The following is a 14,933-nucleotide window of genomic DNA, read 5'->3' as shown; positions in this document are numbered from 1 at the left end:
GTCGTGGAACATCGTCCGGTTAAATCGTGTCGGTAAGCGGTTGCCAGAGCGTGATCAGCCCTTGCATCAGTCCGCCGCGCCAGCAAAGCGCATCGTGTCCACCATCAACCTGACGCCAGAAAATAGACTGTGGTGCAGAAGGTAACTGGGCATATAGCGCCTGATTTGCGCGATAAATAATGGGCTCGCGGATCCCGGCTTCCAGCACAATACGCAGCCCCTGGGCGCTTATCTTTCCGCTCTTCAGTTGCTCAACGATCGCCCCATCCTGATGACCACCACGATGCGGCCACCAATAAGAGCCCGACTGGCTGAGCACACAGCCAAAGCGCGCGGGCCAGTTCAGCCCGGCATACAGCGATGACAGCCCGCCAAAACTTTGCCCGGCGACGACGGTACGCTGCGGGTCGTCACTGAACGCGGTCGTGGTCTTCACCAGCGGCAATAACTCCTGCTGTACCGCCAACCAAAAATCCGCATTACACGGCAATTCGCGGCTGCGGTGAGCCGTGTCGATGGTATCAATCAGGAGATAAACGGCGGGCGGGAGGTGTCCGCGATGGGTGAGTGAAGTCAGCGCAGGCCAGACCGGCATACTCTGTGCCCAAAACTGTCCGTCCAGCAGGATGGCCAGCGGACGCGCTTCCGGTTGGGCTTCACCAGTGGTAAACACCCACACGCGGCGTGTATTGCCGAGTCTGGCGCTACGCCATTGCAGGCAAACTGCGGGCGAGTCGGGGTTTTCAGGTCGATCCCATCCCGGTTGTACGGGTGCATCAGGCATTTCCAGCGCAGACACCGCATGACCACGACCGCCCTGCCAGCTCTGCGGATTGAGGGGATCGGCAATAGCCTGCGGCAACAATTGCCGCCAGCCTTCACGCAGCACGGTTCGGTCAGGCGCTTCGCCCGGCGTCTGCGCGGCAAAAATATCATTTCGTTCTGTTGGGATAAAACAGTAACTGCCGCGCCAGTTGGCGCTGAGGGAAACACTCCAGCACCAAACATTTGTTCCGTCAATGCGTTGCATCGACTGCGGGGTGGCATTTTGATGGTGGTCGGTGACGCCGGTGATATAGACCCATACGCGATGAATGGCTGACTCTTTTTCCGTTCCCTGCGGGTCGCGCCACCAGAAGGTTACCCGATAATTTCCGTTGTCTTCACGCTCCCACTCCGGGCCTTTTTTTGACTGCCACCACGCCTCGCTTCCCATCTTTAACGTCGTCACCGCCATAACCCCATGTTTATTGTCGAATTTTATGATCTAGCGTGAAATATATTGATAATATTATTGATAACTATTTGCATTTGCAATAGCGTATTGTCGCGCTGTGGGAAGCGCGCACAGTTTTTCACCACTTATAAACCGGCCTGGCGCTGCGTACTTTTTCTGGAATGGAGGGTTTACGCGGATGCGGGCGACATCAGACCAAATGCCGCACCACGGCACATTGGTACTCGTGGCTAAAAGAACAGCAGGACATACAATGAACAACAAGATTCATTCACTGGCCTTATTGGTCAATTTAGGGATTTACGGGGTAGCCCTGCCAGCGATGGCAGAAGATCAAACCGATAGCGCCGCTGTCTCTCATGAAGACACCATCGTGGTTACCGCCGCCCAGCAGAACCTGCAGGCACCGGGCGTTTCAACCATTACCGCTGATGAAATTCGTAAGAATCCTCCCGCTCGCGATGTGTCGGAAATCATCCGTACCATGCCAGGCGTCAACCTGACCGGTAACTCAACCAGCGGTCAACGCGGTAACAACCGCCAAATCGATATTCGCGGCATGGGGCCGGAAAACACCCTGATTCTGATCGACGGCAAACCGGTAACCAGCCGTAACTCTGTGCGTCAGGGCTGGCGCGGCGAGCGTGATACCCGCGGCGATACCGCATGGGTTGCTCCGGAAATGATCGAACGTATTGAAGTGCTGCGTGGTCCTGCCGCGGCACGCTATGGCAACGGTGCAGCTGGCGGCGTGGTGAATATCATCACCAAGAAAGGCGGCGATGAGTGGCATGGCTCCTGGAATACCTATTTCAACGCCCCGGAACATAAAGACGAAGGCTCGACCAAACGCACCAACTTTAGCCTGAATGGCCCGCTGGGCGGGGATTTCAGCTTCCGCCTGAACGGTAACCTCGACAAAACCCAGGCCGACGCGTGGGATATTAACGATGGTCACCAGTCTGCACGTACGGGCGACTACGCAGATACCATGCCAGCGGGTCGTGAAGGGGTAAAAAACAAAGATATCAACGGCCAACTGCGGTGGGATTTTGCGCCAATGCAATCGCTGGAGTTTGAAGCCGGCTACAGCCGCCAGGGCAATCTATACGCTGGCGACACCCAGAACACCAACAACGATAACAAAACCAACGGACTGGTAAAAAAATACTACGGTAAAGAAACCAACCGTATGTACCGTCAGAACTATGCGCTGACGTGGAACGGCGGCTGGGACAACGGCATTACCACCAGCAACTGGGCGCAATACGAACATACCCGCAACTCCCGTTTGGGTGAAGGTCTGGCAGGAGGTCTTGAAGGGCTATTTAACAGTAATCATTTTACCGACACTGACCTGGCGGATGTCACCCTGCACAGCGAAATTAGCATTCCATTCGACCTGTTGGTTAACCAAAATCTGACGCTCGGTACCGAATGGAACCAGCAGCGCATGAAGGACATGAGTTCCAATACTCAGACCTTTATGGGCGGTAATATTCCTGGGTCCAGCAGCACCAACCGCAGCCCGTACTCAGACGCAGAGATTTTCTCTCTGTTTGCTGAAAACAACATGGAACTGACCGACAGCACCATGCTGACGCCGGGTTTGCGTTTCGATCATCACAGCATTGTGGGCGATAACTGGAGTCCGTCCCTGAACCTGTCCCAAGGTCTGGGCGATGATTTCACCCTGAAGATGGGGATTGCGCGCGCCTATAAAGCGCCAAGCCTGTATCAGCTCAACCCGAACTACATTCTGTACAGTAAAGGTCAGGGTTGCTACGCCACTGGCTCAGCGACCGGTATTGGTTGCTACATGATGGGCAACGATGATCTGAAGGCCGAAACCAGTATCAACAAAGAGATTGGTCTGGAGTTCAAACGTGATGGCTGGCTGGCCGGGGTAACCTGGTTCCGCAACGATTACCGTAACAAGATTGAAGCAGGAACCGTACCGTTAAGCAGAACATCGATTACCCAGAAAAACCCGACCACAGGTAAAACAACAACAACCTACACCGATATCTATCAGTGGGAAAACGTGCCTAAAGCGGTGGTGGAAGGTCTGGAAGGGACGTTGAACGTGCCGGTTAGCGAGACCGTAACCTGGACCAACAACATTACCTACATGCTGCAAAGTAAGAATAAAGAGACCGGCGAACGCCTGTCGATTATTCCTGAATACACGCTGAACTCAACCCTGAGCTGGCAGGCACGCGAAGATCTGTCATTGCAATCCACCTTCACCTGGTACGGCAAACAGCAGCCGAAAAAATACGATTACCAGGGGAAACCGGTGACCGGCAGTTCAGCCCAGGAAGTGAGTCCGTACAGCATTGTCGGCCTGAGTGCGACCTGGGATGTGACGAAAAACGTCAGCCTGACCGGCGGCGTGGATAACGTCTTCGACAAACGTCTGTGGCGTGAAGGTAATGCCCAAACCACCAGCGACAACAAAACTGGCTATTACATGGCGGGCGCTGGCGCGTACACCTATAACGAACCGGGCCGGACGTGGTTCATGAGCGTTAACACACACTTCTGATAATGTTTTTCCCTCTCCTCGCTGCGGGGAGAGGGAAACCGTAAGAAATCATGCACACAACGCACATCCCGCTCCCTTTCGCAGATCATACGCTGCACATTGTCGAATTTGATCCCGACACTTTCCATGAGCACGACCTGCTCTGGCTCCCCCACCACACTCAGCTCCACTCCAGTGGGCGTAAGCGTAAAGCTGAGCACTTAGCGGGGCGTATTGCTGCAGTCCACGCACTGCGTGAATTTGGCCACAAAACCGTGCCCGGCATCGGTGTGCAACGCCAACCATTGTGGCCGCAGGATCTGTTTGGCAGCATCAGCCATAGCGCAACAACGGCGCTGGCGGTCGTATCAACGCATCCCATTGGGCTGGATATAGAAGCTATTTTTACACTACAAACCGCAGTTGAGCTGGCTGATGGCATTATTGATAACCACGAACATCAGATTTTGCAGCATACCTGCCTGCCCTTTCCGCTCGCCTTAACCCTGGTATTCAGCGCAAAGGAGAGCCTGTATAAGGCGTTTTCCAATCAGGCATCGGGGCTACCAGGTTTCACCAGCGCAAAAATCACCGCACTCACGACTCAGCAATTAACATTACAAATCATGCCGTCATTTTCGGCAAACCTCGGCAATCAAGAAGTTAACGTTCATTGGTTTCAGCGTGATAAAAATATCGTGACGCTATTTCCATTCTCACCATCAGGATCGTGATCCTTTTCTCTTTTTAAGAAATTAGCTGCGCAAATCGTAGACAGTTCGATTATCTCGACTTATCGTTAACTTGAATAATAAATCATATTTGAATAAATATTCAAAGTGGAGAAAGAGATGAACAAGACCTTGATTAAATCCGTATTACTGGCCTCGATCCTTACCACATCGGGTTCGCTGTATGCTGCCGACAACGGACTGATTGCGATTATTACCCCTTCTCACGATAACCCGTTTTTTAAAGCCGAAGCCGACGGTGCAGTCGCCAAAGCAAAAGAGCTGGGATACGCCACGCTGGTTGCCTCTCATGATGATGACGTCAATAAACAAAACCAACTGATTGAGACTGCTATTGCTCGTAAAGCAAAAGCGATCATTCTCGATAATGCGGGTGCAGATGCCACCGTAGGGCCGCTGGAAAAAGCCAAAGCAGCGGGTGTAGCTGCTTTTCTGATCGATCGCGAAATCAATAAAACCGGTATCGCGGTGGCGCAAATCGTGTCGAATAACTATCAAGGCGCACAGCTCGGCGCAGAGAAGTTCGCCAGGTTACTGGACGGAAAAGGGAAGTACGTTGAACTGTTGGGACGTCAATCCGACACCAACGCCCATGTACGCTCGCAGGGGTATCACGATGTACTCGATGACTATCCGGACATGAAAATGGTAGCCCAGCAGACGGCAAACTGGAGCCAAACCGAAGCCTTTACCCGAATGGAAGCCATTTTGCAAACCAACCCAGATATCGTAGGCGTGATCTCAGGTAACGACACTATGGCGCTGGGTGCAGAAGCCGCACTAAAAGCGGCGGGGAAAAATAATGTCATCGTGGTCGGTTTTGATGGCAGCGACTACACCCGCGATTCAATCATTAATAAAAGCAATATTAAAGCGACAGTACTGCAGCCCGGCTGGCAGCAGGCACAAATGGCTGTTGAGCAGGCGGATTACTATCTGAAAAACGGCAAAGCCCAGAAAGAAGAAAAACAGCTCATGGATTGCGTGCTGATTGACGAAACCAATGCCAGCAAGCTGAACAAGTTCAACCTGAGCCACTAAGCGGAGGCACTATGTCGTTAACACAATGGGGTGCCGCGCTGGTTGGATGCGCCACCCTGTTGCTGACGGCCTGTACGGTAGTTGACCTCGACGAAAACGGCAAACCAATTATCCCGGCCGATCCTCAGGCCAAAGCCAGTTTCGACAACCAGACTCCCGATCAGATCGCGCAACAAACCTGGCAATCCCGCGTCCTGGAAGCGGCACAGCAACATGTTCTGGATGCTTCAGCGCTGACCACTCGCCTGAAGGCCCCCTCACCCGCTCCTGAAAGCGTGTTTGTACGCCTGACCAGCCAGATTGATAGCGTCGACACCACCAATGGGCGAGAGCACACCATCGTGGTGAGGGTCAATAATATGCCCGTCACGATTCAGATTGGCCCGGTAATGCGTGGCAATGCTATTCGCGATGCCAGTGGTTTCAAGTTTGAAGATTTTACTAACCAGGTTCAGTTTGCCCAACTGTCACGGGCTTATAACCGTGAAGCGGCGAAACAGTTACCCGCCGTAGACACTAGCTGGCAAGGGAAAACTGCCACGGTGCTGTTTGCCGTGACGTTGAATGCTGGAAAAGCGGAAAACGCAGCAGCACTGACGCTGGAACAGGAGGCTCACTAATGCGCAATACCTCAGTTGATGACATCATCCTGCGCACGCATGCCATTTCAATGCTGTTTCCCGGCACAATTGCGCTCGACAGCGTCGATTATCAGGTCTGGCGTGGCAAGGTGAATGTGATTATTGGTGAGAATGGTGCGGGGAAATCGACGTTGATGAAGATCCTCGCTGGCGTTCAGCAACCCAGTAGCGGTGAGATGTCGCTCAATGGAAATCCCGTGCGCTTTGCCAGCACCCGGGATGCCGCGGCACATGGAATTGGTATGGTGCATCAGGAGTTAAACCTGTTTGAGAACCTCACCGTCGCGGAAAACATTTTCCTCGGTCGGGAGATTCAAAAAGGCATGGCTCCCATTAATGAGGCCGAGCAAGAGAAACGCACCGCGGAATTATTAACCCGGCTCGATCAGCCGATATCACCGCGCGACCTGGTTGGCAATCTCAAAGTAGGGCAGCAACAGCTGGTCGAAATCGCCAAAGCACTGGCTGAAGATGCAGATATCCTGATTCTTGATGAACCCACCTCAGCGCTCAGTAAAACTGAAGTCGAGATTCTGTTTCGCGTGATCCGTGAACTTACTCGCCAGGGCGTGTCGATAATCTATATCTCCCATCGTCTCGAAGAATTGATGGCAATTGGCGATGTGATCACTATTTTACGTGATGGTAAATTTCAAGCCGAAGCCAAGGTTAGCGACATCGATGTCCCGTGGATTGTGCGCGAGATGCTGGGCAGTGATCCGGTAAGCAACTTTCTCGAACCCGGCCGCACGTTTGGAGCTCCGGTTCTGGAAGCTGAACATATCACCTGCGTGAATACCGCTGGCAGCGCAGTCGTCAATGACGTCACCTTTAACGTTCATGCCGGTGAAATTGTTGGTATCTATGGACTTATGGGGGCTGGGCGAACCGAATTGTTCGAGTGCTTGTTAGGTACTGAGCGCAACTACCTCGGAAAACTGTGGCTCGACAGCAAACCGGTCCCGCAGCGCTTAACCACCGCCGATCGCATCCGTATGGGAATGAGTCTGGTGCCGGAGGATCGCAAGAGCACGGGGATTTTCCCCATTTCATCCGTCGCCACCAATCTGACTATTGCCAGCCTTTGGCGGCGTCTGCAACGTGGCTTTGCCATTGCCCGCAAAGATGAAGAGGCCGTGGTCGCCAGCACAATTGGCAATCTGTCGATAAAAGTCTCCTCGCCAGAGGTTGAAATTCAGGCGCTGAGCGGAGGGAACCAGCAAAAAGTGGTGATTGGTCGCTCTCTGCTCACCAATCCCAAAATTCTCTTTCTTGACGAACCCACACGCGGCATCGATGTCGGGGCGAAAGCCGATGTGTTCCGCATGATGGTCCAGCTTTCCCAGCAAGGTATTGCTGTGGTCTTTTCCACCTCAGATTTAAAAGAAATTATGGCGGTTTCTGACCGCATTCTGGTGATGTCCGGCGGCAAGCTAACTGCCGATATCGCCCGCGATCGTGCCGAAGAATCGGCGCTGGTAACCGCAAGTGCTCAGGGGTTCTGATATGAAAACACTACAATCTGCCACCATCGCGCCTCGCTCCACAGTCGCCTTCTCTCGGGAAAATATCCTGCTACTAATCCTAAAACTGCGCACTTTTATTGCACTGTTTTTAATCGTCGGGTTCTTTGCCTTCACCGTACCGGGATTTCTCTCTGGCGGCAGCATGGTCATTATGATCAAGCATATCGCCATTAACGCCTTTCTGGCGCTGGGGATCACGTTTGTCATTATTACCGCCGGGATTGATCTCTCAATTGGCGCTACGCTTGGGCTGTGCGGCATGGTCGCGGGATGGCTAATCACTAAAGGCATTGTATTGCCAATGTTCGGCATCGCAATTTTCCCCAGCGTCTGGGTGATTGTGCCTGTCGTCTTGTTGATTGGTGGGCTGATTGGCGCGTCGAATGGTTGGATCATCACCCACTATAACGTCGCACCGTTTATTTGTACGCTCGGAACCATGTACGTTTTGCGCGGGGCGGCGATGCTGACCTCCGATGGGCAAACCTTTCCCGGGCTTTCCGGCAATCCGCAGCTCGGCAATACCGGTTTTGATGAGATTGGTGCCGGTACACTGTTTGGGATTCCGTGGGCCATCTGGATGATGATTGTGCTGGCACTGGTCATTGCTTACGTCGCTCGTCGTCTACCTTTTGGTCGCCACGTTTACGCCATCGGGGATAACGAACGCGCTGCTGAGCTGTCAGGGGTAAAAGTAAAACAGGTGAAAATCTGGGTGTATACCCTATCCGGACTGTGTGCCGCGATTGCTGGAATTGTGGTCTCGGCACAGCTTTCCGCCAGCCATCCGGCCAACGGTACGGCATTTGAGATGAACGCCATTGCCGCAGTGGTTCTCGGCGGTACGTCACTGGCCGGTGGACGAGGCACGATTTTAGGCACGCTGATTGGCGCTTTCGTTATCGGTTTTCTGGCCGATGGTCTGGTGATGATGGGCGTCAGCGAGTTCTGGCAAATGGTGATTAAAGGTATCGTGATTATCGTCGCGGTCATCATCGACCAGATGCAAAACCGGATGCAGCAAAAAGCCGCGGTGGTAGCACAAAAGGCGGCGATGGAAAGTCAGTAATCGCCTCTGAAAAGTCTGATATGCACAACCAGACAGCTCCAGGAACCTCCTGGGGCTGTCAATTGTTTAACTCACCGTGACATCACCCTTTCACCAGACTGCGGGCTGTCGGGTAGTCGGTGATCAATACGTCAATATAATTCCCCTGCAATGCCCCGCGTATCGCATTCTGTTTTTCCACACCACCAGCCAAAGCAATCACGTGGTTACACTCCCGGATCTGCGAAAGCTCCATTCCGATGACCGGGTCTTCCTCATGGCTGAGTACCGGATTACCTGCTGCATCGTAATAATGCAGACAGATATCGCCTACTGCGCCGCGCTCGGCGAGCAGTCGCAACATTTCTTCGTTGTAGTAGTTGCCTGAGTTTTTCAGCAATTGAGAAGGCTCCAGTTCGCCAATACCGACAATTGCCACATCCACTTCAGCAAACTTTTCAACCACCGCGGCAACGTCAGGGCTGTTAACCAACCGTGTACGCTCTTCAACCGAATGCTCAATACTTTGTGAAGGCAGCAGCCAGGCCGGACAGCCAAGGTGCGCTGCCAACTGTTGCGTAAGAATCGTGGCCTGCACGTTACCATTCGGCCCTACGCCGCCCAGCAGTTGGATCACCCCCGCCGCACGGATATTTTGCGGGTGCATCTCATCGACCATACAGCGAATGGTGCTACTCCAGGAGGAAATTCCAACCAGGTCCTCGGCTCGCAAGCGGGTTTCAACGTAATGCGCCGCCGCGCTGCCAATTGCATGCTTAATTTGCGTATTGCTGGGGTTGTCACCGACATCCACGACAATCGCCTGACGAATACCAAACTGCTCTTCAATGGCTTTTTCCAGCGCCACAAAGATATTGGTCGGCTGTACGACGGTGATTTTCACCAGCCCTTCTTTCTGACAACGCGTTAAAGCACGGGAGACAAAGGACTGCGACAAATGCAGCAGCGTGGCGATTTCAGACTGTTTTTTATTTTCGGCGTAGTAAAGCGTGGCAATCTTAACCAGCAACCGCTGTTCATCCTGCTTTGACATGGCATTCCCCCTGATAAACTGCCTGTTATTTTTATTCATACCTGAATAGATAACAAGTCATCAGTACCTTTCCAGTTATCACGTTAGTGTGATCCTTTTCTCTTTTCTCCAAAATTTGGTGGCACAAGCCGTAGACAAACCGCCAGACAAGGCATATCTTTAATCATGAATAATAAATCAGTAGTGAATATTTATTCTAACCAATAACGACTGACTGTTTTATCTGCAGATTACGTGGTGGGTAGAGAGACAGTTGCACTACTGCACTCACATGGAATATTTATTCATTCAAGATTAAACATTCAAGAGGTGTCTTATGAATCCGTTTTCGCTCTCAATACCAGAGCTAGAAAAGAAAGCACGTGCCGTGCGTCGCCGCATTATCGTGTTGAATGCTGAAAGCCCGGCTGGCGGGCACACTGGCGCAGACCTGTCGCAGGTTGAACTGCTGACAGCACTCTATTTTCGCATCCTGAATTGCTCCCCGGAGATTAAAGAGAGCGACGAGCGCGATATCTACATCCAGTCAAAAGGTCACGCTGTGGGCGGTTACTACTGTGTCTTGGCAGAAGCCGGTTTTATTCCTGTGGACTGGCTGGCGACCTATCAACACGCTGATTCGCATCTGCCGGGGCATCCGGTAAAACATAAAACGCCAGGAATTGAATTGAATACCGGAGCTCTTGGTCACGGTCTGCCGGTTGCAGTAGGGATTGCGCTGGCGGCTAAACGCAGCAACAGCAAACGCCGGGTGTTTGTCGTCACCGGTGATGGTGAACTGGCCGAAGGCAGCAACTGGGAAGCAGCACTGGTCGCTGCCCACTATAAACTGGATAACCTGATTATCATCAACGACAAAAATAACCTCCAGCTTGCCGGATCAACCAAAGAGATCATGAACACCGATCCGCTGGATGAAAAATGGCGAGCCTTCGGTATGCAAGTCACAGAGTGTCGCGGGAACGATATGAGCGATGTGGTGCGCACGCTGGAAGGATTAACCCCTGAAGGCAAGCCATATGTCGTCATTGCACACACCACCAAAGGAGCCGGGATCTCTTTTATCCAGGGCCGCCCGGAATGGCACCACCGCGTGCCAAAAGGAGAAGAAGTTGAACTGGCGCTGGAGGAACTGAAAGATGCGTAATAGCGAACACCTCGCCACCGTCATGGTGAACACGTTAATTGCCGCGGTCAAACGTGGAATGGATGTTGTGCCGGTGGTGGCTGACTCAACATCAACAGCCAAAATCGCCCCATTTATGAAAGAATTTCCCGGTCGTCTGGTGAACGTGGGTATTGCCGAACAGACGTTGGTCGGTGCTGCTGCCGGACTGGCGCTGGGCGGTAAAATCGCCGTCACCTGTAACGCTGCGCCCTTCTTGATTTCACGGGCCAATGAGCAAATTAAAGTCGACATTTGCTACAACAATACCAACGTGAAGTTGATTGGCCTGAACGCAGGGGCCAGCTACGGCCCGCTCGCCAGTACGCACCACAGCATTGATGATATTTCCGTGCTACGCGGTTTTGGCAATATAGAGATTTACGCCCCGTCCTGTCCGGTGGAATGCCGACAGATTCTCGACTACGCCTTAAGCCACATAGGTCCGGTTTATATTCGCCTGGATGGCAAAGCCTTACCCGAATTACACGACGAAAACTACCAGTTCGCGCCGGGTAATATCGATATTTTGCGCAAAGGAAAAGATGTCGCACTGGTGGCAATGGGTTCAACTGTGCATGAAATTGTCGAGGCTGCCACAGTGCTGGAACAGGCGGGTATTGACGCCAGCGTAATCAGTGTACCGTCAATACGTCCCTGCAATACCCAACAGTTACTGGCAGCTTTAACCCACTGCAAGGCAGTGGTTAGCGTGGAAGAACATAACATTAATGGCGGCGTGGGAAGTCTGGTGGCTGAAGTGCTGGCAGAAGCTGGCTGTGCCATTCCACTGCGTAGATTGGGGATTGCCGATGGCCAATATGCAATCGCAGCCGATCGTGCAGCAACGCGCGCACGCCATGAAATTGACGCGGCGGGTGTCGTGAAAAACGCCACCGCACTGTTGCTGGCAACACGATAAAACAATAACAACAACAGAACACTTACTGGAGAAAGCGATGTCACGAATTCCTCATCAGTTGACCATGGCGGTGATTATTGGCAATCGGGGATTTTTCCCGAGCTATCTGGTTGCTGAAGCCCGCGAACAAGCCAGCGTGCTCTTTGAGCGGCTGGGCATTAACACCATTATGCTCAACGAAACGCAGACAGAACTCGGCGGTGTTGAAACCCGTCAGGATGCGAAAGTTTGTGCTGAACTTTTCCGCGCTCACCGCGACAAGATTCACGGTGTGGTGGTACTACTGCCGAACTTTGGCGATGAAAAAGCGATAGCGGAAACGCTGAGACTTTCCGGTTTAGATGTCCCGGTTCTGATCCAGGCGCAGGAAGACAACCTGGATAAAATGGGGCTTGCCACTCGCCGTGACAGCTTCTGCGGCAAGATCTCCCTGTGCAATAACATGCGCCAGTACGGTATTCCGTTTACGCTAACCACCCAGCATGTCTGCGACCTGTCAGGCGAGGTGTTTGCACAAGACCTGAAACGTTTCGAACAAATCTGTCGCGTGGTCGCCAGCATGCGCGGAGTTCGCGTCGGCGCTATCGGCGCACGTCCAGCTGGGTTTAACACCGTCCGCTACAGCGAAAAATTGCTCGAAAGACTGGGTATTGCCGTCGAAACACTGGATCTGTCTGAAGTCTTTACCCGCATCAAACGACTGCGCGACGACGATATCCGGGTGGATGAAAAACGCCGCCTGTTGATGGATAACGCCGACGCCAGCGCCATTCCAGCAGACAAACTGGTCACCATGGCAAAACTGTTTGTCGTTATCAGCGAATGGGTCATCGCTAATGATATTGATACAACTGCCATCCAGTGCTGGACCTCGCTGCAGGAAAATTTAGGCATCAACGTGTGCTCAATCATGAGCGTGATGTCCGGGCAGTTAATGCCCAGTGCCTGCGAAGTGGATGTGATGGGCGCGTTGTCAATGTATGCCCTCGCCAGCAGCAACTTAAGTCCAGCATCCATTGCCGACTGGAATAATAATTTCGGCGACGATCGTGATAAATGCGTTCTTTTTCACTGCGGTAATTTCGCATCAGCCAGTCTGGACAGCCCGAAGATGGGGACGGCGGATATCATCGGTACCACCGTCGGTAAAGAGAACACCTGCGGTGCAGTTCATGGTCGTATGAAAAGCGGTGCCTTGACCTACTTCCGCCTGAGTACCGACGATTTAACCGGCGAAATCAAAGCCTACGTCGGCGAAGGGCTATCGGTTGACGATCCGCTGGACACTGTCGGCTGCCGAGCGGTAATCCAGGTGCCTCATCTGGAGAACCTACTGGCCTGGATTTGTCGTAATGGCTTTGAGCATCACGTGGCAATGAACCATTCCGCCAGCGCAGAGGTACTGCATGAAGCTTTCACCCGCTATCTCGGGGTGGATACCTTTTTCCATCGCTAATACTCAGGGAAACCGAAGGGCTGGAGAAAACAATGTCAGCACAAAAAGACATTATTATTGCGCTTGATGAAGGCACCACCAATGCCAAAGCCGTAGCGCTGGATGGTCAGGGAAACGTGGTCGCGAAGTTCTCCCGCGCGCTGGCGATCCACACGCCCCGTGAAGGCTGGGTTGAACAGTCAGGTGATGCACTTCTGGACGCATCGCTGGATGTTGTGGCACAAGCCATTGCCTGCGTCGGCGCACAACGCGTCGCAGCGCTGGCGATCAGCAATCAACGTGAAACGGCGATAGGCTGGTATCGTGCCAGCGGTCGCCCTCTCGGCCCTGCTATCACCTGGCAATGTTCGCGTACGGCCGATTTTTGCCGTGCATTACGTGAACAGGGGCACGAGGCGTACATAAAATCCATCACCGGATTACCCGTTGCCCCACTCTTTTCCGCCTCTAAAATGCGCTGGCTGCTGGAGTCAGTTCCCAACGGTATGACGCTCGCACAGCAAGGGGAAATATGTCTCGGGACCATCGATAGCTGGTTACTGTGGAACTTAACGCACGGCGAGGAATTTCGTTGCGACATCTCCAACGCTTCACGCACGCAGTTGCTCAATCTCAACAGCGGACAATGCGATAACGAGATGTTGGCTCTATTCGGTATCCCGCAGCAGGCGTTGCCCGAAGTTTGCCCTTCCAGCCACCATTTTGGCGTAACAAAAGGTCTGGAGAGGATACCTGATGGAATCCCTATTCTGGCGATGATTGGCGACTCTCATGCTGCGCTTTTTGCCCATGGGCTGGGTATGGAAGGCTGCGTCAAAGCGACCTATGGCACCGGATCTTCCGTTATGGCTCCCGTATTCTCGGCGCAGTCCGAGGTGAGCGCGCTGGCAACGACCATTGCCTGGCATGACGCTGACACCCTGGTCTACGGACTGGAAGGTAATATTCCGCATACGGGAGATGCCGTCGCATGGATGGCCGATAGCACAGGTCTTAGCGAATTACCGGAAGAGCAACTGCTTCATGAGCTCAATACGCTGCCCGCCACGGTTGACTCCACGCTGGGCGTCTATTTTGTTCCGGCCCTTACCGGGCTGGGCGCGCCCTGGTGGGATGAAGATGCCCGGGGGTTGATTCACGGTCTCAGCCGCGGAGTGAAACGCGCACATCTGGTACGTGCGGCACTGGAGTCGATTACCTATCAGATTGCCGATGTTGTTTTAGCGATGCGCCAGCACAACGGTTTTCGACTCAGCGCGTTAATGGTTGATGGCGGGCCAACAAAAAATGACTGGCTAATGCAGTATCAAGCCGATTTATTGGGCTGTCCGGTGATGCGCAGCGATATCCCTGAACTTTCCGCTATCGGTGCCGGATTGCTGGCACGCAAGAAGCTGCAAGGTGCATCTACCAGCCAGTTGCGAGATTATCTGCCCGATCACGTATCGTTCCAGCCAAACATGGCGCGCCATGGGAGATTGCAAAAACGCTGGCATGAATGGCAAGGAGCCGTCGAACGCACCCGTTGGCAAACCCGTTAATAAATCAACGCTAATGATAAATG

Annotated in this window: 12 protein-coding genes; 10 read left to right on the top strand and 2 right to left on the bottom strand. The window is 53.0% G+C overall.

The window, feature by feature from the left end; genetic code table 11:
- Positions 1–19 precede the first annotated feature (19 nt).
- Positions 20–1,237: an enterochelin esterase gene (gene fes / locus GPJ68_RS06700; RefSeq protein WP_016152189.1), complete on the bottom strand. Its 1,218-nt coding sequence runs from the start codon at positions 1,235–1,237 to the stop codon at positions 20–22.
- Between the two features lie 253 nt (positions 1,238–1,490).
- Between fes and GPJ68_RS06695 the strand changes: the two genes are divergently transcribed.
- The 6 genes from GPJ68_RS06695 to GPJ68_RS06670 all read left to right on the top strand — a co-directional run bounded on the left by GPJ68_RS06695 (position 1,491) and on the right by GPJ68_RS06670 (position 8,793).
- The gene (locus tag GPJ68_RS06695; protein WP_104652076.1) at positions 1,491–3,785 is read left to right on the top strand and encodes a TonB-dependent siderophore receptor; all 2,295 of its coding nucleotides are present in this window, start codon (positions 1,491–1,493) and stop codon (positions 3,783–3,785) included.
- 50 nt (positions 3,786–3,835) lie between these two features.
- Positions 3,836–4,498 carry an enterobactin synthase subunit EntD gene (gene entD, locus GPJ68_RS06690; protein WP_172860563.1) on the top strand — a complete coding sequence of 221 codons (663 nt, stop codon included), beginning with the start codon at positions 3,836–3,838 and terminating at the stop codon, positions 4,496–4,498.
- A 117-nt stretch (positions 4,499–4,615) separates the two neighbouring features.
- Positions 4,616–5,557, top strand: a complete 942-nt coding sequence (locus GPJ68_RS06685; RefSeq protein WP_016152186.1) for a D-ribose ABC transporter substrate-binding protein — start codon at positions 4,616–4,618, stop codon at positions 5,555–5,557.
- Positions 5,558–5,568: 11 nt separating this feature from the next.
- Positions 5,569–6,177, top strand: coding sequence for a DUF2291 family protein (locus tag GPJ68_RS06680; protein WP_180837196.1), 609 nt, complete (start codon positions 5,569–5,571; stop codon positions 6,175–6,177).
- Positions 6,177–7,703, top strand: a complete 1,527-nt coding sequence (locus GPJ68_RS06675; RefSeq protein ID WP_180837194.1) for a sugar ABC transporter ATP-binding protein — start codon at positions 6,177–6,179, stop codon at positions 7,701–7,703. Before GPJ68_RS06680 ends, GPJ68_RS06675 begins: the two co-directional genes overlap by 1 nt.
- 1 nt (position 7,704) lies before the next feature.
- Complete coding sequence (locus GPJ68_RS06670) at positions 7,705–8,793, top strand: ABC transporter permease (protein WP_104652078.1); 1,089 nt, start codon at positions 7,705–7,707, stop codon at positions 8,791–8,793.
- 82 nt (positions 8,794–8,875) lie between these two features.
- Here the strand turns inward: GPJ68_RS06670 and GPJ68_RS06665 are convergent, their stop codons facing one another.
- Positions 8,876–9,826 carry a sugar-binding transcriptional regulator gene (locus GPJ68_RS06665; RefSeq protein WP_047358065.1) on the bottom strand — a complete coding sequence of 317 codons (951 nt, stop codon included), beginning with the start codon at positions 9,824–9,826 and terminating at the stop codon, positions 8,876–8,878.
- A gap of 316 nt (positions 9,827–10,142) precedes the next feature.
- Here GPJ68_RS06665 and GPJ68_RS06660 point away from each other — a divergent pair, with 316 nt between their 5' ends.
- Genes GPJ68_RS06660 through GPJ68_RS06645 form a run of 4 tightly spaced genes read left to right on the top strand, consistent with a single transcriptional unit; the run spans position 10,143 to position 14,910 of the window.
- Positions 10,143–10,973: a transketolase gene (locus GPJ68_RS06660; protein WP_016152181.1), complete on the top strand. Its 831-nt coding sequence runs from the start codon at positions 10,143–10,145 to the stop codon at positions 10,971–10,973.
- A complete protein-coding gene (locus GPJ68_RS06655) occupies positions 10,966–11,913 on the top strand; it encodes a transketolase family protein (RefSeq protein ID WP_047358064.1) in 948 nt (315 codons plus the stop codon). Before GPJ68_RS06660 ends, GPJ68_RS06655 begins: the two co-directional genes overlap by 8 nt.
- Before the next feature lie 37 nt (positions 11,914–11,950).
- Positions 11,951–13,369 (top strand): L-fucose/L-arabinose isomerase family protein, encoded by a 1,419-nt coding sequence (locus GPJ68_RS06650; protein WP_047358063.1) that lies wholly within the window; start codon positions 11,951–11,953, stop codon positions 13,367–13,369.
- Positions 13,370–13,401: 32 nt separating this feature from the next.
- On the top strand, positions 13,402–14,910 hold the full coding sequence (locus GPJ68_RS06645; RefSeq protein ID WP_180837191.1) for an FGGY family carbohydrate kinase: 1,509 nt from the start codon (positions 13,402–13,404) through the stop codon (positions 14,908–14,910).
- Positions 14,911–14,933: the final 23 nt, after the last annotated feature.

Source organism: Citrobacter sp. 172116965 (assembly GCF_013458095.1).
Lineage (GTDB): Bacteria > Pseudomonadota > Gammaproteobacteria > Enterobacterales > Enterobacteriaceae > Citrobacter > Citrobacter braakii.
Note: the sequence above shows the minus strand (reverse complement) of the source record. Positions and strands in the feature narration are given on the sequence as shown.

Coding starts and splice junctions, on each gene's coding strand:
- entD (WP_172860563.1), top strand. CDS start 3,836: ATGCACACAACGCACATCCCGCTCCCTTTCGCAGATCATACGCTGCAC.
- GPJ68_RS06675 (WP_180837194.1), top strand. CDS start 6,177: ATGCGCAATACCTCAGTTGATGACATCATCCTGCGCACGCATGCCATT.
- fes (WP_016152189.1), bottom strand. CDS start 1,237: ATGGCGGTGACGACGTTAAAGATGGGAAGCGAGGCGTGGTGGCAGTCA.
- GPJ68_RS06660 (WP_016152181.1), top strand. CDS start 10,143: ATGAATCCGTTTTCGCTCTCAATACCAGAGCTAGAAAAGAAAGCACGT.
- GPJ68_RS06665 (WP_047358065.1), bottom strand. CDS start 9,826: ATGTCAAAGCAGGATGAACAGCGGTTGCTGGTTAAGATTGCCACGCTT.
- GPJ68_RS06670 (WP_104652078.1), top strand. CDS start 7,705: ATGAAAACACTACAATCTGCCACCATCGCGCCTCGCTCCACAGTCGCC.
- GPJ68_RS06695 (WP_104652076.1), top strand. CDS start 1,491: ATGAACAACAAGATTCATTCACTGGCCTTATTGGTCAATTTAGGGATT.
- GPJ68_RS06650 (WP_047358063.1), top strand. CDS start 11,951: ATGTCACGAATTCCTCATCAGTTGACCATGGCGGTGATTATTGGCAAT.
- GPJ68_RS06645 (WP_180837191.1), top strand. CDS start 13,402: ATGTCAGCACAAAAAGACATTATTATTGCGCTTGATGAAGGCACCACC.
- GPJ68_RS06655 (WP_047358064.1), top strand. CDS start 10,966: ATGCGTAATAGCGAACACCTCGCCACCGTCATGGTGAACACGTTAATT.
- GPJ68_RS06680 (WP_180837196.1), top strand. CDS start 5,569: ATGTCGTTAACACAATGGGGTGCCGCGCTGGTTGGATGCGCCACCCTG.
- GPJ68_RS06685 (WP_016152186.1), top strand. CDS start 4,616: ATGAACAAGACCTTGATTAAATCCGTATTACTGGCCTCGATCCTTACC.